A 19,001-nucleotide genomic window follows, 5' to 3' on the forward strand; every position below is an offset into this window, starting at 1 on the left:
GACCAACATCCGGGCGACCTCTCCCGCCCGGAGCCTTTGGCATGGACTGGACGTGGTATCTCTTCCGCTTCGACGGCCGCATCAACCGCGCCCTGCTGTGGCAGGCGCTGCTGATCGTCATGTTGCTGGCCTGCATGCTCGGGATGATCGACCAGGCCATCAAGGTGCTGAACGGGGCCGCAACTTTCGCCTTCAACTTCAAGGTCGACTTCGATTTCGGTGTCGACGACATCTTCAACGTGGTCGATCCCAGGGCCTACCGTCTGCTGGCAACCACCGATCGCGCGACCCTCATCCTCAAGGTGCTCGGCAGCTCGCTCTTCCTGTGGATCTACCTCGCAACCGCGACCAAGCGACTGCACGATCGCGACCGGAGCGGGTGGTGGCTGGTTCCGTTCTTCGTCGTGCCCGCGTTGTTCGACCAATTCTCGGACCTGCTACCCACCAATTCAAACTGGGCTGTTGCCCTCGCCTGGGCCGTGCACATTCCCTGGTTTTGGGGCCTCGTGGAAATGTTCATTGTACCGGGCACCTCGGGCGACAACCGGTTCGGCCGCGATCCACTGGCCGAGGTTGAAGATGACTCCGCGCCCGCCCCGCCTGCGACGAAAAGCTGGGACCAGCAGAGCGAGATCGAATTTGTCCCGCCCAGTGCTAGCCCACCCGGCGGCATGCATGTTAAGCGGGGCGCATGACCGATGCTCTCTCGATTGCCCGCGATCTCATCCGCTGCCCCTCGGTAACCCCGGCCGATGCCGGTGCGCTGGGCGTGCTCGAACAGGTTCTCACCGCAGCCGGCTTCACATGCCACCGCGTCACCTTCAGCGAGCCCGGCACCGCCGACGTCGACAATCTCTATGCTCGGATCGGCACTGACGGGCCGCACATCACCTTTGCCGGCCACACCGACGTGGTGCCGCCGGGCGACGAGAGCGCCTGGAGCGTCGGCGCGTTCTCCGGCGAGGTGAAGGACGGCTTTCTGCATGGCCGCGGCGCAGTCGACATGAAGGGCGGCATCGCCTGCTCGGTTGCCGCGGTGCTGGAGCATCTCGCCGCGAACGACGGCAAGCCGCGCAGCGACGGCCAAACATCAGGCTCGGGTTCGATCTCGTTCCTGATCACCGGCGACGAGGAAGACGTCTCCATCAACGGCACCATCAAGCTGCTGAAGTGGGCCGCCGAGCGTGGCGAAAAATTCGACCATTGCGTGCTCGGCGAGCCGTCCAACGTCGAGACGCTCGGCGACACCATCAAGGTCGGCCGCCGCGGCTCGCAATCCGGCACGCTCTACGTGGACGGCGTGCAGGGCCACGTCGCCTATCCGCACCGCGCCGCCAATCCGGTACCTGATATCGCGCGGCTGATCGTGGCGATCTCGGACGAGCCGCTCGACCATGGCAGCGCGGCGTTCCAGGCCTCCAATCTCGAATTCACCTCGGTCGACGTCGGCAACACCGCCAACAACGTCATCCCGGGACAAGCCCGCGCAAAATTCAACATCCGCTACAACGACAATCACACCCAGGCGAGCCTGCGCGAACTGGTCGAGACGCGGCTGACAAAAGCCTGCGGCAACCGCATCCGCGCCCGCATCGTCTGGGAGCCCTCGAACTCGAACGTGTTCGTGACCAAACCCGGCCCGTTCACCGAACTCGCGGTGTCCGCGATCGAGGAGGTGACGGGCCGCAAGCCGGAGCTGTCGACCTCAGGCGGCACCTCGGACGCGCGCTTCATTTCGAGCTATTGCCCGGTGATCGAGTTCGGCCTGGTCGGCCAGACCATGCACCAAATCGACGAGCGCGTACCGGTCAGGGATCTGGAGCAGCTGACGAAGGTGTATCGCGGGATTTTGGCGAGGTATTTTGGGTAGGCCACGACCGCGCCATTCTCCGCTGTCATCGTCCGCGAAGGCGGACGATCCAGTATTCCAGAGACAGCGCTGATTGAGCCGAGACGCCGCGGCGTACTGGATGCCCCGCCTGCGCGGGGCATGACACCGGTGGGGAGGCGAGAACTCCCCGCTCCTAATAATCCACCTGCATCAGGTACAGCCCGTCCGGCGGGGCGACGATGCCGCAGGCGGCGCGGTTGCGCGCGGCGAGCGCTGCGGAGAGATCGTCCGCGGTCCAGCGGCCCTCGCCGACCCACATCAGTGACCCCACCATCGAGCGCACCTGGCTGTGCAGGAACGAGCGCGCCGAGGTGAGAATCGTGATCTCGCGCCCATCGCGCAACACGTCGAGCTGATCGAGCGTCTTCTCCGGCGATCTGGCCTGGCACTCGGTGTCGCGGAAGGTGGTGAAATCGTGCTTGCCGAGCAGGCGTTGTGCCGCCGCATGCATCGCATCGGTGTCGAGCCGGCGCGGCACGCGCCAGGCGTGGCCGGCATCGAGCGCGAGATTGGCGCGGGTGTTGACGATGCGATAGCGATAGTGGCGCTTCACGGCCGAGAAGCGCGCCTCGAAAGTCTCCGGCACAATCTCGGCTTCGAGCACGGCGATGGGATGCGGGCGCAGATGCGCGTTCAAGCCGTCGCGAAAACGGCCCTGCGGAAACTGCTTGTCGATATCGACATGCGCGACCTGGCCACGCGCATGCACGCCGGCATCGGTGCGCCCGGCACCGTGCACGCGCGCATCCGCGCCGGTCATCGCCTTGACGGCAGCCTCCAGCGCGCCCTGCACCGAGGGCAGCGTCTCCTGCACCTGCCAGCCGAAGAACGGCGCGCCGTCATATTCGATGATGAGCTTGTAGCGGGGCATCTTGTCCAGTTTCGCTGTCATCGCCCGGCTCGACCGGGCGATCCAGTACTCCGCAGCCTATCCGTTTGACCGAGAAGCCTCGGCGTACTGGATACCCCGCCTTCGCGGGGTATGACAGCGTCACTTGAATTGGGCGCCTGCCTTCAACGGCACGCCACGCAGGAAGTCTGCGGCCTGCATGCGCGCCTTGCCTTCGCGCTGGAGCTCGAGAAGGCGGATTGCGCCCTCGCCGCACGCGACGGTGAGGTGATCGTCGAGCACCTCGCCGGGTGCGCCCGTGCCGTTCGCCAGCTCGCAGCGCAGAATCTTTATCCGCGCATTCTCAAGCTCGGCCCAGGCGCCGGGAAACGGCGACAGGCCGTGGATATGGCGCAGCACCTCGCGCGCGGGCCTGGTCCAGTCGATCCGCGCCTCGGCCTTGTCGATCTTGGCGGCATAGGTGACGCCGTCCTCGCTCTGCGGCTTGAGCTGGAGCCCGCCGCGATCGAGCGCGGCCATGGCGCGCACCATCAGATCGGCACCGAGCCGGGACAGACGATCGTGCAGATCGAGCGCGGTCATATTGTCCGTGATCGCGAGCCGTTCCGCCATGGCGACGTCGCCGGTGTCCAGCCCGACATCCATCTTCATCACCATCACGCCGCTCTCGGCATCGCCGGCCATGATCGCGCGGTTGATGGGAGCGGCACCGCGCCAGCGTGGCAGCAGCGATGCGTGCAGATTGTAACAGCCGAGCTTTGGCGCATCGAGGATCGCCTGCGGCAGGATCATGCCATAGGCGACGACGACGGCCGCATCGGCATCGAAGGCGCGAAATTCTTCCAGCGCCTCCGGCGTTTTCAAAGTCTTCGGCGTCAGCACGGGCACGCCGAGCTTTCGCGCGGCCTCTTCCACCGGGGTCGGCTGCAATTGCAGGCCGCGCCGGCCGCCGGGCTTCGGCGCGCGCGTATACACGGCAGCGATCTCGTGGCCATGCGCGACGAGCTCGAGCAGCGTCGGCACGGAGAAATCGGGTGTGCCCATGAAGATCAGGCGGAGGGGCATGACAAGCACTCGGTACGTTCCCTCCCCCCTTGTGGGGGAGGGCTAGGGAGAGGGGTGCCACACGACGCGCTCTCTCGGTTTCAGGTTTCGCGGCACGCACCTGATCCAGATGACGGAGAGACTTCCGTCTGGGCTACCCCTCTCCCCCACCCTCCCCCACAAGGGGGGAAGAAGCGCAGGGGAATGTGGGGCAGCACAGTCGCTTGTACTCACTCCGCGCGCTTGGCGGCTTTCTCGAACTTCTTGAGCACGCGGTCGCGCTTGAGCTTTGACAGATAGTCGACGAACAGCACGCCGTTGAGATGGTCGATCTCGTGCTGGATGCAGGTGGCGTAGAGGCCTTCAGCGTCCTCCTCGTGCACCTTGCCGTCCAGATCCATGTAGCGCACCCGAACCTTCGCAGGCCGCTCGACCTCCTCGTAATATTCGGGAATCGACAGGCAGCCCTCTTCGTAGACCGACAGGTCCTCCGAGGAGGCGATGATTTCCGGATTGATGAAGACGCGCGGCTCGGGCTTGGTCTCGCCGTCCTGGTCGGGCTTGGCGAGGTCCATGGTGATCAGCCGCAACGGCTGCGCGATCTGGATCGCCGCGAGCCCGATGCCGGGCGCGTCGTACATGGTCTCGAACATGTCGTCGGCAAGCTTGCGGATCTCCGGCGTGACCTTCTCGATCGGCTTGGAGACCAGACGCAGCTGCTTGTCGGGCAGGATGATGATTTCTCTGAGGGCCATGGCCGCGATTTAAGCCGCGCGTTCGATGCGGTCAATGCGGCCGGGAACCCCGTTAACCCTCCGCTAACCATAAAACTTCGGGTTTCGTTAACCATAAAATTTAACGGGGCATTTACACTAAATGTTCGCTATTCGTTCGTGCGGGCGAGCGAATCGGCTAGAAGCAGGGGCATGAACGAGATCATTTTCATGCTCGGCGACTGGCCGGTGCGCGCCGTGGACGCGCTGATCGGCTTCGGCGCCCTGGTCCTTATCCTGATGGTGGTGATTGCCGTGGTGATCGCGCGCTCCGGGCGGCGCGGGGCGGAACTCGCGATGGCCAACGCGATCCGCGCCGACGAGCTCGAGGAGCGCATCAGCCAGATGCTGCACGCCCAGAGCGAGGCTTCGGGCCGCGTCGACGCCATGACCCAGACGCTGGCCGGCCGCCAGGCCGACATGGCACGCGCGGTCAACGAGCGGCTGGATTCGGTGACCCACCGGGTCGGCCAATCGATGGAAAACACCACGCGCAACACCATGGATAGCCTGCGCGCCCTGCACGAGCGGCTCGGCATCATCGACAGCGCGCACAAGAACCTCACCGACCTCACCACGCAGGTGACGACCCTGCGCGACGTGCTCGCCAACAAGCAATCGCGCGGCGCCTTCGGTCAGGCGCGGATGGAGGCGATCGTCCAGGATGGTCTGCCCAAGGGCGCCTACGAGTTCCAGTTCACGCTCTCGACCGGCAAGCGTCCGGACTGCGTCGTGTTCCTGCCCGACCAGCGGCCGCTCTGCATCGACGCGAAATTTCCGCTGGAAGCGATGACCGCGCTGCATGACGCGCGCACCGACGAGGAAAAGCGTATCGCCACGCAGCGGCTGCGCGGCGACGTGATGAAGCATGTCAGCGATATTGCGGAAAAATATCTCGTCGCCGGCGAGACCCAGGACATGGCGTTGATGTTCGTGCCGTCGGAATCGGTCTACGCCGAAATCCACGACGGTTTCGACGACGTGATCCAGAAGGCCTATCGCGCCCGCGTCGTGCTGGTGTCGCCGTCGCTGCTGATGCTGGCGATCCAGGTGATGCAGCAGATCATGAAGGACGCGCGCATGCGCGACGCCGCCGACCAGATCCGCACCGAAGTGATCAAGCTCGGCGACGATCTCGGCCGCCTCAGGGATCGCGTGCTGAAATTGCAGAAGCACTTTGCCGACGCGAACGAAGACGTCCGCCAGATCCTGATCTCCGCCGACAAGATCGAGAAACGCGCCGGGCGCATCGAAGAGCTCGATTTCAGCAAGACCGATGCACCCGAAGCCCCGCATCTCGTGGCCACCGGCGCTGCCGAGCTGTTCCCGAGGAAGCTCCAGGCGGGGGAGTGAGATTGAGGCACACAGTCATGCCCCGCGAAGGCGGGGCATCCAGTACGCCGCGGCAGTCGTGATTGAACCGGGATGCTGGTGATTACTGGATCGTCCGCCTTCGCGAACGATGACAGCGGAGCGGGAGGCGGCAGATGGGCGGGCGCTGCTACTACGTTTATATCCTCGCCAGCAAGATCGGCGGAACGCTGTACATTGGCGTGACAAATGATCTCATCCGCCGCGTGGCGGAGCATAAATTGCAGTTGGTCGAGAGCTTCACGAAGGAATATGGCGTTGTGAAGCTAGTCTATTTCGAGCAATTCGATGATCCCGAGAATGCGATAAAACGCGAGAAGCGCCTGAAAAAATGGAAGCGCGACTGGAAGATTGCGCTGATCGAGAAGGATAATCCTGATTGGAACGATCTCTATGCGGGGATCGCAGGTCCGCCATAACTCCGGCCTCTGGAATACTGGGTCGCCCGGTCAAGCCGGGCGACGACACCTCACTTGTGGCCGCCAGAATCTGCTAACACCACCCCATGACCGCACCCGACGCGACCTCCCCCGCCAGTCCCGACACGGCTCCCACCTCCTGGCGTGACAGCCTTGCCGTTTACCTGCAACCGCGGGTGCTGATCGTGCTGTTCCTCGGCTTCTCGTCCGGGCTGCCGCTGGCGCTGTCGGGCTCGACGCTGCTGGTGTGGATGCGGGAATCGGGCGTCGATCTCAAGACCATCGGGCTGTTTGCGCTGGTCGGCACGCCCTACACGCTGAAATTCCTGTGGGCGCCGCTGGTCGATGCGATGCATGTGCCGCTGTTCACGCGCGCTTTCGGGCGGCGCCGCGGCTGGCTGCTGTTCTCGCAATTGCTGCTGATCGCAGCGATCCTGCTGCTGGCACTGACCGATCCCGCGCGCTCGCCGTTCTACGTCGCGCTCGGCGCATTGCTGGTGGCGACGGCCTCGTCGACGCAGGACATCGTGGTCGACGCCTTCCGCGTCGAGAGCCTGCCGGAGAGCGAGCAGGCCGCCGGCATGGCGTCCTATGTCGCGGCGTATCGCATCGGCATGCTGGTCTCGACCGCCGGCGCGCTGTTCATCGTCTCGGGCTTCGAGGGCACCGGCATCACCCGCACGTCCGCCTGGATGTGGGGCTATGTGGTGATGGCGGCGATGGTGCTGATCGGGACGATCACGGCGCTGGTGGCGACCGAGCCCGAGCAGTCGTTGCGGGCGGAAGCCGCGACGCAGACGCAGACCGCGTTGGCGCGCGTGCTGCACGCGGCGATCGGCGCCTTCTCGGAATTCCTGACGCGCAAGGACGCGCTTGCGGCACTCGCCTTCGTCGTGCTGTTCAAGTTCACCGACGCCTTCTCCGGCACGATGACCGCGCCGTTCGTGATCGACCTCGGCTTCTCCCGCAACGACTATGCGGCGATCGTGAAGGGCGTCGGCCTCGCGGCGACGCTGATCGGCGGCTTTGCCGGCGGCTTCGTGGCGCGGCGCTATTCGCTTGCGACCAGCCTCTGGATCGGCGGCGTGGTGCAGGCGCTCGCGAACCTCTCCTTCTCGTGGCTGGCCTTTGTCGGTACCAGCCAATGGGCGCTCGCCTTCGCCATCACCTGTGAGAACTTCACCAGCGCCATCGGCACGGTGATCTTCGTCGCCTATCTTTCGGCGCTCTGCCAGAACCCGCTGCACACGGCGACGCAATATGCGTTGCTCACCGCGCTTGCCGCGGTAGGGCGGACCTATCTCTCGTCAGGCGCCGGCTTCGTGGCTGATACCACCGGTTGGCCGCTGTTCTTCGTGATCTGCATGCTGGTGGCGATCCCGAGCCTGGTGCTGCTGGCCTGGCTGCAGAAGCGCGGGCATTTTGATGCGCTGGGGCCGGTGAGGGTTTAGGTCGACTCTCTCACCTTCGTCATTGCGAGCGACGCGAAGCAATCCAGACTGGCGCCGAGGAGACGGTCTGGATTGCTTCGTCGCAAGTGCTCCTCGCAATGACGGAGAGAGCAGAGCACCCCGCCCCCTACTGCTTCTTGATCAGGCTCCACTTCGTGATCACGGCCTCGCTCATCTGGCCGGGATCGCTGGCGCAGGCGATCTCGTCGACCTTGACCGAGATCTCCTTGCCGGCGAACGTCTTCAGCTGTGCGGCCTGCGCGTCGCCGCTGGGAACGAGCTGAAAGGTTTCGGGCCCGGTCTCGAGATTGCACAATCCGTTCGGCGGCGGCAGCCGGCGCGGCTCGGAGGTGATCTGGTACATGGCAATCCGCTTGCCGACGTTCTTGACGTCGCGCACTTTCATCGTGTTCAGCTCGCCCGAGAGCACCTCGCCGGCATTGATCGGCTTGCCGGGCTTGGACGGCGGCGGAGCCCCGTCGTCCTGCTGCGCGGAGATCGCCGGCGTCGCCAGCATCGCGATCGTCGCGACCAAAGCCCATCGTGTGGCGAAAAGTTTCGTCATGTCGTCCGTTCCGTGAGTCTGGATGGCTAGAACAGGGTACGCTGCCGCATCGCGGCCGATAGCGTACCTTCATCGAGATAATCAAGCTCGCCGCCGACCGGCACACCATGGGCGAGCCGGGTTACCTTTACGTTGGCGTCCTGAAGCAGGTCGGTGATGTAGTGTGCCGTGGTCTGGCCGTCGACGGTGGCATTCAGTGCCAGGATGACCTCATGCACCTGCGCCTCATGCGCGCGCGCGACCAGCGCCTCGATGGTGAGGTCCTGCGGGCCGACGCCGTCGAGCGGCGACAATGTCGCGCCCAGCACGTGATAGCGCCCTTGGGTGGCATTGGCCCGCTCCAGCGCCCAGAGATCGGCAACGTCGGCGACGACGACGATGATCGAGGGATCGCGCCGCGGATCGGTGCAGACCGTGCAGGGACTTTGCGTGTCGATGTTGCCGCAGGTCTTGCAGACCTGGACCTTCTCGAGCGCAACCTGCATGGCCGAGGACAGCGGCATCATCAGCGCTTCGCGCTTCTTGATCAGATGCAGCGCGGCGCGCCGCGCCGAGCGCGGGCCGAGGCCCGGCAGCCGCGCGAGAAGCTGGACCAGCCGCTCGATTTCAGGACCTGCAACAGCGCCCATCCTACTGGCCGAACAGCCCCGACAGCCCCGGCGGCAGGCCGAGCCCGCCGGTGAGCGACTGCATCTTCTCCTGCATGGCGGCTTCCGCCTTGCGGCGGGCCTCGCCGAACGCGGTGACGAGCAGATCCTCGAGCACCTCGCGCTCTTCCGCCTTCATCAGCGAAGGATCGATTTTCACGCCCTTGACGTCCATCTTCGCGGTCATGCGCACGGCGACGAGACCGCCGCCGGAGATGCCCTCGACCTCGACGTTGGCGAGCTGGTCCTGCATCTCCTGCATCTTGGATTGCAGCTGCTGCGCCTGCTTCATCATGCCGAAAATATCGACCATCGGTGCTGTCCTTGGAAAATTGGCTCTAGAGATCGTCGCCGTCGGAACCGTCGGGCGGATCGTCACTGCCATAGTCGGCATTAATATCGGATTCCGGCGCCTCGGGGGCAAGCCTGCGGACCTCGACGACCTTCGCACCCGGAAAACGCGACAGCACCTCGCGCACGCGCGGATCGGCCTCGGCGGTGCGCGCGTGTTCCTGCTTGGCCGCCTGGCTCACCGAGCGCAGCGTCGGCTGGCCCGGCTCGTTGGAGACGATCACGGTCCAGCGGCGCCCGGTCCAGAGCTCGAATTTGCGCGCAAGATCGGAAATCATGGTCTTGGAGGCGTTGGGCTCGAGCGCAACTTCGAGCCGGCCTTCCTCGAAACGAACGAGGCGCATGTCGCCTTCGAGCGCGCCCTTGGTCAGGAGGTCGCGCTTCTGCCCGGCCAGCGCAACGAGCTGGGTGAAGCTCGTGACGCGCAATACGGGTGCGGCAGCTTGCGGATCCGGCGCGGGCGCAGCCATTTGCGGACGGGCACCACCGCCGCCGAAAGAGGACGGTGACGAAGTCGGCATGCGAACCGGCGCTGCGGACGCCACCGGCCCGGCCGGCGCGTTGCGCGCGGCACTGCCGCCGCTCACGACCGGCGAGCCGCCGCCGTTCTGCTCCAGCATCTTGATGGCTTCGTCCGGCGTCGGCAGGTCGGCGACATAGGCGATGCGCACCAGCACCATCTCGGCGGCAGCCGCAGGCCGCGTCGCGGCCTGCACCTCGGTGATGCCCTTGAGCAGCATCTGCCACATCCGCGACAGCACACGCATCGAGATCTTCGAGGCGAAATCCCGCGCGCGCACGCGCTCGGTCTCGCCATAGGCAACGTTGTCGGCAGTCGCCGGCACGATCTTCACGCGGGTGACGAAATTGACGAATTCGGCGAGATCCGAGAGCACGACGATCGGATCGGCGCCGACGTCGTACTGGTCGCGGAACTCCCTGAACGCGGATGCGATGTCGCCACGCGCCAGCGAATCGAAAAGATCGATGACGCGGGTGCGGTCGGCGAGCCCCAGCATCTGCCTGACGGCATCGGCCTTCACGGTGCCCGCTGCATGCGCGATCGCCTGATCGAGCAGCGAGAGCGAATCGCGCACCGAGCCTTCCGCGGCGCGCGCAATGATGCCGAGCGCTTCAGGCTCGATCTCGACGTTTTCCTTGGCGGCGATGTTGGCGAGATGCTTCATCAGCACGTCGGCCTCGACGCGGCGCAGGTCAAAACGCTGGCAGCGCGACAGCACCGTGACTGGAACCTTGCGAATCTCCGTCGTGGCGAACACGAATTTGGCGTGCTCCGGCGGTTCCTCCAGTGTCTTCAGGAAGGCGTTGAACGCCGCCGTCGACAGCATGTGGACTTCGTCGATGATGTAGACCTTGTAGCGGGCGCTGGCCGGCGCGTAGCGGACGCTGTCATTGATCTGACGAACGTCGTCGACGCCGGTATGCGAGGCCGCGTCCATCTCCAGCACGTCCATGTGCCGGCTTTCCATGATCGCCTGGCAATGCACGCCGAGCGTCGGCATCTGGACCGTCGGGCCCTTCACCGAGCCATCCGGCATCTCGTAGTTGAGCGCACGGGCAAGAATGCGCGCGGTGGTGGTCTTGCCGACGCCGCGAACGCCGGTGAGGATCCAGGCCTGCGGAATGCGTCCGGTCTCGAACGCGTTGGAGACGGTGCGGACCACGGCTTCCTGGCCGATCAGATCATCGAATGAGGAAGGACGGTATTTCCGCGCCAACACCCGGTAGGGCGTGCTGGCCTGGCCGGCGCTATCAGGGTTGGGAGGGGCGCCAGCGTCGGTCATCGGTCGATCCGCAATGAAGTGTCTTTCGGCCGGCTTTGCGGAAAGGAGCGCGCTGGCGGCCCGAGCCGCCGGCGCAATTCGCTCGGAAAAACAGGTAGGAGACTGACGAGCGACCCGATCCGGACCTCGTTAGGGCTGCTTCCTTCCGGACCTGACCCGGTTGGCGAGTGGCTCGTCCACCGCCAATCTCCCGGTCCCTATTTGGGGCCAAAAGGACCGGAAAGCAAGCGGGTATCGGCTTGAACAGGCTGGGCTTCATGGTGGCTTGCTCAGCATCCGGGCAATTCCCGGTCTGCCTAGCCGATAGACCCGGCGCTGCTGGTGAGCGACAATCCGCGGGAGGCGGCGACGCGCGCCTTCCTCAGCCATTTCCTTCCACCGCACCGGCGCATTGCCGCCGGCCACAACGGCTTCGTGATGTCCGAAATCAATCGCGTCTATCTCGTCACCGGCGCCGCCAGCGGCATCGGCCGTGCCACAGCAAAACTGCTCGCAGCTCCCGGCGTCGGGCTCGTGCTGCATACCCGATCGAATGAGGACGGCCTCAAGGCGACCGCCGCGGAAGCCAAAGCAAGCGGCGCGGCTGTTGCAACATGCCTCGGCGATCTCGCCAATGAAGTGGCCGTGACGCTTGCTTGCGCGACCGCCCATCTCGATTTTGGCCGGCTTGACGGATTGATCCTGGTCGGAGGTCACGCCCGGCGCGGCAGCGCGATCGGCACGCCCGCGGATCAATTCCTGCAGGCGATGGACGAATCGGCCCTCGCCTTCACACGTTTCGTCAAGCTTGCTCTTCCGCAGCTGCGTGCGGGACGAGATGCGCGGATCGTGGCGGTATCGTCCTTCGTAGCGCATGCGATTCGACCCGAATTCGCGCCCTTCGCCGCGACGGCTGCGAGCCGCTCCGCGCTCGAAGCGCTGGTACGGCTCACTGCAGTCGAGCTCGCCAAGGAGGGCATCACCGTCAACGCAGTCGCGCCTGGCCTCATTGTCAAGGACAAACCAAGCGAAAGCCGGCTTTCACCCGAGCAGATCGCCGCGACCGAGGCGCTGATCCCGATGGGCCGCCGCGGGCGGTCGGAGGAAGTCGCCGAGATCATCGCCTTCCTCGCCTCGCCAAAAGCGTCCTACGTCACCGGCCAGGTCTGGCACGTCAATGGAGGCCTGACATGACCGAAGCGACCGTCGAACGTCTCAGGCTGTCCTGGTCGGAAGCGCGATCAAGATGGCGCATCCAGGGCGTCGGCAATTTCATCTAGAAGGTCAAGACCGGCGTGAAGCCGCATCGCGAGGATCTCGAGCACCTCCCCGCGATCCGCAACGAGTTCGACGACAAGGTCGACCTTCGCGTCGATTACAACCAGGCCTTGGCGCCGTTCGGCGCCATCAAGATCTTGCGCGACGTCGAGCAATTTGCGCCCGAATCTTCGCCAAACCCAATCCTGTGGTAATGGGTCCTGGATCTGCGCTGCGCTTGTCCAGGACGACGATCGCGTATGCGGCTGCCGCGGAGCGCGATCCTTCCCCTATCGGAATCGCTGTCGTATGGTCCGCATAAATATTCAGGGGTTCCGCCCCGCCACGCCCGACCCCATCGGGCCATCCGGAAACCTTCATGTCCGAACCCGCCTGGTCGCTGCACTCCCGCCTGAAAGAGGACACCATCGACATCGGCGATTTGCCGCTGTCCAAGGTCTTGGTCATCAAGGACGCGCATTATCCCTGGCTGTTGCTGGTGCCGCGGCGCGCGGATGCGGTGGAGATCATCGATCTCGACGAGGTGCAGCAGGCGCAATTGATGACGGAGATCTCCCGCGTCTCGCGCGCGCTGAAGGAGATCACCAGATGCGACAAGCTCAACATCGCGGCACTCGGCAACCTCGTGCCGCAGCTTCACGTCCACATTATCGCGCGCCGTACCAGTGACGCCGCCTGGCCGCGGCCGGTCTGGGGCGTGATGCAGCCCTTGGCGCACGACGCCACCGAGGTGCAGAGTTTCATCAGCGCGCTTCGCCGCAAGATCTGGTTGGGTTGAAAGAACAAGAAATGTCAGCATTCGATTCGTTTCCGCTGGGGCAGCCGGCCTTCGTCACCAACATTCTCGACCGCGCCGCGCATCTGCGCCGCGACGACGAAAAGCTGTTCGCGATGGAGCAGAAGCCGTCCTCGCGCGCCTATGTCGTCTACCGCGACTCGCTGCTGGTGAAGCGCGAGGGCGAAAAAGTACGCGCGCTGCTCGGAATCGACGAGGCGCTGAAATGCGGCGCCAATCCCGGCACGATCTTCCTCGGTCTGCGCGACGGCGCCGCGATGTTCGGGATGGGCCTGTCGCAGGCCGCGTCCGAGAAGCTGGTCGTGCGCGAGGACTACGCTCTCAGCGAGCTGCGCGGCATGGCGATGCAGGGCGCGGTGCCGCCGCAGGAGCTGTCGGCGATCGCGATGGCGAAGTCGATGGTGAGCTGGCATCAGCGCCACGGTTATTGCGCCAATTGCGGCACGCGCAGCGCGATGAAGGAAGGTGGCTGGAAGCGGGAGTGCCCGAGTTGCAAGGCCGAGCATTTCCCGCGCACCGACCCCGTCGTGATCATGCACGTCGCCGCCGGCGAAAAGTGCCTGCTCGGCCGCCAGAAGCAGTTTCCGCCGGGCATGTATTCCTGCCTCGCCGGTTTCGTCGAGGCCGCCGAGACCATCGAGGACGCGGTCCGGCGCGAGATTTTCGAGGAGTCGGGGATCCGCTGCACCGACGTGCAGTATTACATGACCCAGCCCTGGCCCTATCCGTCGTCGCTGATGATCGGGTGCAGCGCGCGGGCCGTGAGCGAGGACATCGTCGTCGATCACTCCGAGCTGGAGGATGCGCGCTGGTTCACGCGCCAGGAGGCGGCCTTGATGCTGACGCGGACTCATCCGGACGGGCTCGCCGGCCCGCATCCGTTTGCGATTGCGCATCATTTGCTTGGCCGCTGGGTGCACGACAAGAGCTGAGACCGGAGATGGCGCACTCTGTGATCGCGCCGCGCATCCTCTGCATCGGCATTCCCGTGCGCGACCTGGCGTTTCGGGTCGAGGCCGTGCCCGCGCGCGGCAGCAAGGCCAACGCCACGCATCTTGCGGAGATCTGCGGCGGCAACGCACTCAACGCGGCGATCTCGATCGCGCGGCTTGGCGGCCGCGTCGCGTTCGCAGGTCCGATGGGCGATGCGCGGGAGACGTCGAGCGGCTTCATTCTCGAGCGCATGGCATCGGAGAATCTCGACACAAGCCATATCGTGCGCATACCTGATGCGACCACGCCCGTCTCTGCCATCATCATTGACGCGACGGGCGAGCGAACGCTCACGATCTATCGCGATCCGGCCCTGTGGACAGTCGAGCTGCCCGACGCCGACAAGCTGCTCGCCGATTGTCAGGCAGTCCTCGTCGAGAGCCGCTGCGCATCGTTCTGCACGGACCTCTGCACTGAGGCACGCCGGCGCGGCATTGCCGTAATCGTCGGCGTCGATCGCGCGATGTCGTTGCACGACGGACTGCTCACGACAGCGTCGCATCTACTATTCGCCAGCGAACAGGTTCAGCAGACCGCCGGCATCGCCGATGACGGCGATGCGTTGAAGCGCCTGGCCGCGCTCACGCCCGCCTTCCTCGCCGCCACCCGCGGCCCGCGCGGCACGATCTGGCTGAACGAGGCCGGAAAGATCGAGGAGACGCCGGCGTTCGCAGTTCAGGCGGTCGATACGCTCGGCGCCGGCGACGTCTTCCATGGCGCCTTCACGCTTCGCCTCGCCGAAGGCGGCGGCGTGGGGCAGGCGCTGCAATTCGCCGCGGCCGCCGCGGCGCTGAAATGCACCCGCCATGGCGGTGGCCTGGCCGCCCCGCAACGCGTTGAAGTTGAAGAACTTTTGCGAGGCGAGCACCGCAGCAATTCGAAGGACGCGCTGAGAATATAAGCTTGCCGTGGAAGGATTTTCTCTATATCAGGGGAAACGTCCCTTGAAATGGAACAAAGTTCTTCAAATGACCGATCTCGCTGTCCCGCTCCCCGAGACCAGCCGCCGCCTCGACGCCATCGACCGCAAGATTCTGATGGTTCTGCAGGACGATGCCTCCCTCTCCGTCGCCGAGATCGGCGACCGCGTCGGCCTGTCCTCGACCCCCTGCTGGAAGCGCATCCAGCGCCTGGAGGCCGACGGCGTGATCACCAAGCGGGTGGCGCTGGTCGACCAGAACAAGATCGGGCTCGGCATCTCCGTGTTCGTGTCGGTCGAGAGCTCCGACCATTCCGACGCCTGGCTCAAGAAGTTCGCCGAAGCCGTCAGCGCCATGCCCGAGGTGATGGAGTTCTATCGCATGGCCGGCGACGTCGACTACATGCTGCGCGTCGTCGTCGCGGACATGCAGGCCTATGACGTGTTCTACAAGAAACTGATCAGCGCCGTGCCGCTGAAGAACGTCACCTCACGCTTCGCGATGGAGAAGATCAAGTCGGTCACCGCGCTGCCGATCCCGGCGGTGGTGGCGGCTTAGGGCTCACCACACGCAAGCTGTCATCGCCCGGCTCGACCGGGCGATCCGGTATTCCAGAGACGACGATCGGGTACGGATAAGCCGCGGCGTACTGGATGCCCCGGTCAAGCCGGGGCATGACAGCGGCGTGCGTGGCGACTTGCTTGCGCCTCAAATCTTCTGATTGTACTCGCCGACTTCGGGATGGGTGCGCAGCACGCTGTTCACCATCTCGAACATGTCATGCATGCGCTGCTCGGAGACCGGGCTCTCGACCACGACGACGAGCTCGGGCTTGTTGGAGGAGGCACGCACCAGGCCCCAGCTGCCGTCCTCGACGGTGACGCGGACGCCGTTGACGGTGACGAGATCGCGGATCGACTGGCCGCCGATCTTGGCGCCCTTGGCCTGCAAGCCCTCGAAGTGCTTCACCACTTTGTCGATGACGCCGTACTTCACCTCGTCGCCGCAATGCGGCGACATGGTCGGCGACGACCAGGTCTTCGGCAGCGCGTTCTTGAGATCGGCCATCGACTTACCGGGGGCGCGGTCGAGCATGTCGCAGATCGCGAGCGCCGACACGAGACCGTCGTCATAGCCGCGTCCATACGGCTTGTTGAAGAAGAAGTGGCCGGACTTCTCGAAGCCGGCGAGCGCACCCGTCTCATGGGTGCGGCGCTTCATGTAGGAATGGCCGGTCTTCCAGTAGGTGGTTTTTGCACCCTGCTTCTGCAGCACCGGATCGGTGATGAAGAGGCCGGTCGATTTCACGTCGACGATGAACTGTGCGTCCTTGTGGATCGCGGACATGTCGCGCGCCAGCATCACGCCGACCTTGTCGGCAAAGATCTCCTCGCCGGTGTTGTCGACGACGCCGCAGCGATCGCCGTCACCGTCGAAGCCGAGACCCACATCGGCCTTGTGCTGCAGCACCGCGTCGCGGATCGCGTGCAGCATCTCCATGTCTTCGGGGTTCGGATTGTATTTCGGGAAGGTGTGGTCGAGCTCGGTGTCGAGCGGGATCACCTCGCAGCCGATCGCCTCCAGCACCTGCGGCGCGAACGCGCCGGCAGTGCCGTTGCCGCAGGCCGCGACGACCTTGAGCTTGCGCTTGAGCTTCGGACGGCTGGTGAGATCGGCGATGTAGCGCGCCGGATAATTCTCGTGGAATTGATAGGAGCCGCCGGCCTTGTTCTTGAACTCGGCGCCCAGCACGATCTCCTTCAGCCGCGTCATCTCGTCGGGGCCGAAGGTCAGCGGGCGGTTGGCGCCCATCTTCACGCCGGTCCAGCCATTGTCGTTGTGCGAGGCCGTGACCATGGCGCAGCAGGGCACGTCGAGGTCGAACTGGGCGAAATAGGCCATCGGCGTCACCGCGAGCCCGATGTCGTGCACCTTGCAGCCTGCCGCCATCAGGCCGGAGATCAGCGCATATTTGATCGAGGCCGAATAGCCGCGGAAATCGTGACCGGTGACGATCTCTTGGCTGACGCCGAGCTCCGCAATCAGCGCGCCCAGCCCCATGCCGAGCGCCTGGATTCCCATCAGGTTGATTTCCTTCTGAAACAGCCAGCGCGCGTCGTATTCGCGAAAGCCCGTGGCCTTCACCATCGGTTCGGATTCGAAGGCATAGGTGTTGGGCAGCAACACGGATTTCGGCTTGGGGAACATTGAGACGGTCTCGTGAAAAAGAGCCAGATTTGATGCAGCCTTAGCGAATGCCGGGCTGCAGCGGAAGGCGGGAATGGCAGCTTATGGATGATAATTGCGGCAGTTTGGTAACGGGGTTTGTACCCGAACGAGATATGCATCTCTGACCAGAATGGGCTAACTCTGCAGGCGCGCAACCCCCTCTTCAACGACCGCCCTTAGAGGCGGAAGAGCCTGTTGAACCGTCTCCCACACAAAGCGGGCTGCAACGTCCTCATGGTTGTGGCGATAGACATTGCCCGCAGCCGCCATCTGCTTCCACGCGATCGCTGGGTGCCTCGTTTTCAAGTCATCAGGCGCGGCGAGATGCTTCTGAAATGATCTCCAGGCACCGCGTTACCGCGTAGACGGTCCGTAGATCTGCCGCGAACCCATCGCGATCACGGCCTCCGGCGAACTCGATCGCCAAATCGATGTGATGCAAGACGTCGCGGAGAGTCCCCTCGATGCGATCAGAAGGCATAGACAGTGTCAGCCGTCGCTGCGGGAGCGACGTATGATTTCAGGCCGTCCCGGTTGACGACGTCAACGGGCTCGTCAAAAAGATTGGCAATATATTCTTTGAGCTCCACGTAATCGAAGACCGTGATCCGCGCATCGGGATCGATCTCGACCATGATATCGACATCACTGCCGGAATGACTTTCGCCCCTCGCCACCGAGCCAAACAACGCTGCATGCAAAACGCCCCGCTTGCGCAGGGCCGGTTCAGACTGTCGCAGGATGGCAATCGCGTCGGGACTGTTCATCGGCAGAATATAGCATGCCGCCCGCCTCAGTGGGAGGGCCTAGCGAGGCCGCCGGGGCGAACTTACTGCTCCAGCACCATCTGACCGTTGGCGTATTCGAAGCGCTTGAGGCGAGAGAGGAAGGAGAGGCCAAGCAGGTTCTCGGACAGTGCTTCGTCGGGCAGCACCATGGCATCGACATCGCGCACGACGAGGCCGCCGATATCGAGCATGGCGATGCGGGTGCGCGCGGCCTTGATGGTGCCGTTGGCGGTGGAGACCGTGGCGCTGTAATCGCTGCGCGAGGGACGCAGGCCGAAGCGGGCGGCCGAGGTCTCGTTCAACGCAACCACCGAGGCGCCGGTGTCGACCATGAAGCCGATGCGCTGGCCTTCGATCCGGCCCTCGGTCTGGAAGTGGCCACGGCCGTCGCGGGGAATGTTGAGGCTACGGCCGCCGGCCGGCGCGGTGGACGCGACTGCTACCGTACGCTGCACCGACGTCGCCGAAGCGGAGCTCATCCTGTCCGCCATCTGCGCCATGAAGGTGCCGAGGCCGATCATGATCGCCGCGAAGATCATTATGTTACGCATCGCACCACTCGAAGCCGAAGCTCGATTTCACCACGCGGGAGGCCGCTCCGCGAGCGACGCTGCGGCCAGAGCGGTGCTATTTTGACGAAAAGGATGAGTGGACGGTTAATGCGCCGGTCGTCGCAGATACGACATATCCTCATCCGAGGTGCCCGCGTAGCGCGCGTCTCGAAGGGCGAGGCCACCAGCGGGGCCGTCATCCTTCGAGACGCTTGCTACGCAAGCTCCTCAGAGCTTGAGAATGTTTTGCTCCCGCCGGGAGAGTTTTGCATTGCCTGGAGAGCGGTGACCCCAAGGTTT

22 protein-coding genes, 1 other RNA gene and 1 pseudogene are annotated in these 19,001 nt (G+C 64.6%); 11 read left to right on the forward strand and 13 right to left on the reverse strand.

The window, feature by feature from the left end; all coding sequences use genetic code 11:
* Positions 1 to 41: 41 nt before the first annotated feature.
* Complete coding sequence (locus tag AC0L2F_RS32800; protein WP_063994221.1) at positions 42 to 695, forward strand: DUF805 domain-containing protein; 654 nt, start codon at positions 42 to 44, stop codon at positions 693 to 695.
* On the forward strand, positions 692 to 1,870 hold the full coding sequence (gene dapE, locus AC0L2F_RS32805; protein WP_473251205.1) for a succinyl-diaminopimelate desuccinylase: 1,179 nt from the start codon (positions 692 to 694) through the stop codon (positions 1,868 to 1,870). Before AC0L2F_RS32800 ends, dapE begins: the two co-directional genes overlap by 4 nt.
* Positions 1,871 to 2,024: 154 nt before the next feature.
* On the opposite strand, the gene truA is transcribed toward dapE, so the two are convergent.
* The 3 genes from truA to def form a co-directional block, all read right to left on the reverse strand.
* On the reverse strand, positions 2,025 to 2,762 hold the full coding sequence (truA, locus tag AC0L2F_RS32810) for a tRNA pseudouridine(38-40) synthase TruA (RefSeq protein WP_063996733.1): 738 nt from the start codon (positions 2,760 to 2,762) through the stop codon (positions 2,025 to 2,027).
* A 120-nt stretch (positions 2,763 to 2,882) separates the two neighbouring features.
* Positions 2,883 to 3,806, reverse strand: a complete 924-nt coding sequence (fmt, locus tag AC0L2F_RS32815) for a methionyl-tRNA formyltransferase (RefSeq protein ID WP_473251206.1) — start codon at positions 3,804 to 3,806, stop codon at positions 2,883 to 2,885.
* Between the two features lie 209 nt (positions 3,807 to 4,015).
* On the reverse strand, positions 4,016 to 4,540 hold the full coding sequence (def, locus tag AC0L2F_RS32820; protein ID WP_007604684.1) for a peptide deformylase: 525 nt from the start codon (positions 4,538 to 4,540) through the stop codon (positions 4,016 to 4,018).
* A 171-nt stretch (positions 4,541 to 4,711) separates the two neighbouring features.
* Between def and AC0L2F_RS32825 the strand changes: the two genes are divergently transcribed.
* From AC0L2F_RS32825 to AC0L2F_RS32835, 3 genes are all read left to right on the forward strand, one after another.
* Positions 4,712 to 5,911: a DNA recombination protein RmuC gene (locus AC0L2F_RS32825; RefSeq protein ID WP_473251207.1), complete on the forward strand. Its 1,200-nt coding sequence runs from the start codon at positions 4,712 to 4,714 to the stop codon at positions 5,909 to 5,911.
* Positions 5,912 to 6,045: 134 nt separating this feature from the next.
* The gene (locus AC0L2F_RS32830; protein ID WP_007604681.1) at positions 6,046 to 6,348 is read left to right on the forward strand and encodes a GIY-YIG nuclease family protein; all 303 of its coding nucleotides are present in this window, start codon (positions 6,046 to 6,048) and stop codon (positions 6,346 to 6,348) included.
* A gap of 86 nt (positions 6,349 to 6,434) precedes the next feature.
* Positions 6,435 to 7,799 carry an AmpG family muropeptide MFS transporter gene (locus tag AC0L2F_RS32835; RefSeq protein ID WP_473251208.1) on the forward strand — a complete coding sequence of 455 codons (1,365 nt, stop codon included), beginning with the start codon at positions 6,435 to 6,437 and terminating at the stop codon, positions 7,797 to 7,799.
* Positions 7,800 to 7,926: 127 nt separating this feature from the next.
* Here AC0L2F_RS32835 and AC0L2F_RS32840 read toward each other — a convergent pair whose 3' ends face one another.
* From AC0L2F_RS32840 to ffs, 5 genes are all read right to left on the reverse strand, one after another.
* Positions 7,927 to 8,364, reverse strand: a complete 438-nt coding sequence (locus AC0L2F_RS32840; RefSeq protein ID WP_473251209.1) for a hypothetical protein — start codon at positions 8,362 to 8,364, stop codon at positions 7,927 to 7,929.
* Between the two features lie 26 nt (positions 8,365 to 8,390).
* The gene (recR, locus tag AC0L2F_RS32845; RefSeq protein ID WP_007604678.1) at positions 8,391 to 8,993 is read right to left on the reverse strand and encodes a recombination mediator RecR; all 603 of its coding nucleotides are present in this window, start codon (positions 8,991 to 8,993) and stop codon (positions 8,391 to 8,393) included.
* A 1-nt stretch (position 8,994) separates the two neighbouring features.
* Positions 8,995 to 9,324, reverse strand: a complete 330-nt coding sequence (locus AC0L2F_RS32850; protein WP_007597704.1) for a YbaB/EbfC family nucleoid-associated protein — start codon at positions 9,322 to 9,324, stop codon at positions 8,995 to 8,997.
* 25 nt (positions 9,325 to 9,349) lie between these two features.
* Positions 9,350 to 11,167: a DNA polymerase III subunit gamma/tau gene (locus AC0L2F_RS32855; RefSeq protein WP_473251210.1), complete on the reverse strand. Its 1,818-nt coding sequence runs from the start codon at positions 11,165 to 11,167 to the stop codon at positions 9,350 to 9,352.
* A 94-nt stretch (positions 11,168 to 11,261) separates the two neighbouring features.
* Positions 11,262 to 11,358, reverse strand: an RNA gene (gene ffs / locus AC0L2F_RS32860) — signal recognition particle sRNA small type.
* Between the two features lie 226 nt (positions 11,359 to 11,584).
* On the opposite strand from ffs, the gene AC0L2F_RS32865 reads away from it, so the two are divergent.
* The 6 genes and pseudogenes from AC0L2F_RS32865 (at position 11,585) to AC0L2F_RS32890 (ending at position 15,691) form a co-directional block, all read left to right on the forward strand.
* Positions 11,585 to 12,340, forward strand: coding sequence for an SDR family NAD(P)-dependent oxidoreductase (locus AC0L2F_RS32865; RefSeq protein ID WP_473251215.1), 756 nt, complete (start codon positions 11,585 to 11,587; stop codon positions 12,338 to 12,340).
* Between the two features lie 98 nt (positions 12,341 to 12,438).
* Positions 12,439 to 12,618: pseudogene (locus AC0L2F_RS32870) on the forward strand (enolase C-terminal domain-like protein); the annotation flags it as partial.
* Positions 12,619 to 12,782: 164 nt separating this feature from the next.
* Positions 12,783 to 13,202: an HIT domain-containing protein gene (locus tag AC0L2F_RS32875; RefSeq protein ID WP_007604673.1), complete on the forward strand. Its 420-nt coding sequence runs from the start codon at positions 12,783 to 12,785 to the stop codon at positions 13,200 to 13,202.
* An 11-nt stretch (positions 13,203 to 13,213) separates the two neighbouring features.
* Positions 13,214 to 14,152, forward strand: a complete 939-nt coding sequence (gene nudC / locus AC0L2F_RS32880; RefSeq protein ID WP_473251211.1) for an NAD(+) diphosphatase — start codon at positions 13,214 to 13,216, stop codon at positions 14,150 to 14,152.
* Positions 14,153 to 14,160: 8 nt separating this feature from the next.
* Entirely contained in the window at positions 14,161 to 15,114 is a 954-nt protein-coding gene (locus AC0L2F_RS32885; RefSeq protein ID WP_473251212.1) for a sugar kinase, read from the forward strand.
* A 67-nt stretch (positions 15,115 to 15,181) separates the two neighbouring features.
* Positions 15,182 to 15,691 (forward strand): Lrp/AsnC family transcriptional regulator, encoded by a 510-nt coding sequence (locus AC0L2F_RS32890; protein ID WP_007604670.1) that lies wholly within the window; start codon positions 15,182 to 15,184, stop codon positions 15,689 to 15,691.
* A gap of 150 nt (positions 15,692 to 15,841) precedes the next feature.
* On the opposite strand, the gene AC0L2F_RS32895 is transcribed toward AC0L2F_RS32890, so the two are convergent.
* From AC0L2F_RS32895 to AC0L2F_RS32915, 5 genes are all read right to left on the reverse strand, one after another.
* A complete protein-coding gene (locus tag AC0L2F_RS32895) occupies positions 15,842 to 17,341 on the reverse strand; it encodes a phosphomannomutase/phosphoglucomutase (protein WP_063994228.1) in 1,500 nt (499 codons plus the stop codon).
* A gap of 156 nt (positions 17,342 to 17,497) precedes the next feature.
* Complete coding sequence (locus tag AC0L2F_RS32900) at positions 17,498 to 17,632, reverse strand: ribonuclease HepT family protein (RefSeq protein WP_473251213.1); 135 nt, start codon at positions 17,630 to 17,632, stop codon at positions 17,498 to 17,500.
* A gap of 40 nt (positions 17,633 to 17,672) precedes the next feature.
* Complete coding sequence (locus AC0L2F_RS32905) at positions 17,673 to 17,843, reverse strand: HepT-like ribonuclease domain-containing protein (protein ID WP_473251214.1); 171 nt, start codon at positions 17,841 to 17,843, stop codon at positions 17,673 to 17,675.
* Positions 17,833 to 18,129: a nucleotidyltransferase family protein gene (locus AC0L2F_RS32910; RefSeq protein ID WP_050992535.1), complete on the reverse strand. Its 297-nt coding sequence runs from the start codon at positions 18,127 to 18,129 to the stop codon at positions 17,833 to 17,835. Before AC0L2F_RS32910 ends, AC0L2F_RS32905 begins: the two co-directional genes overlap by 11 nt.
* Before the next feature lie 62 nt (positions 18,130 to 18,191).
* A complete protein-coding gene (locus AC0L2F_RS32915; RefSeq protein WP_007604668.1) occupies positions 18,192 to 18,701 on the reverse strand; it encodes a TIGR02281 family clan AA aspartic protease in 510 nt (169 codons plus the stop codon).
* Positions 18,702 to 19,001: the final 300 nt, after the last annotated feature.

The sequence above is a fragment of the Bradyrhizobium sp. Ken64 genome, from assembly GCF_055807555.1.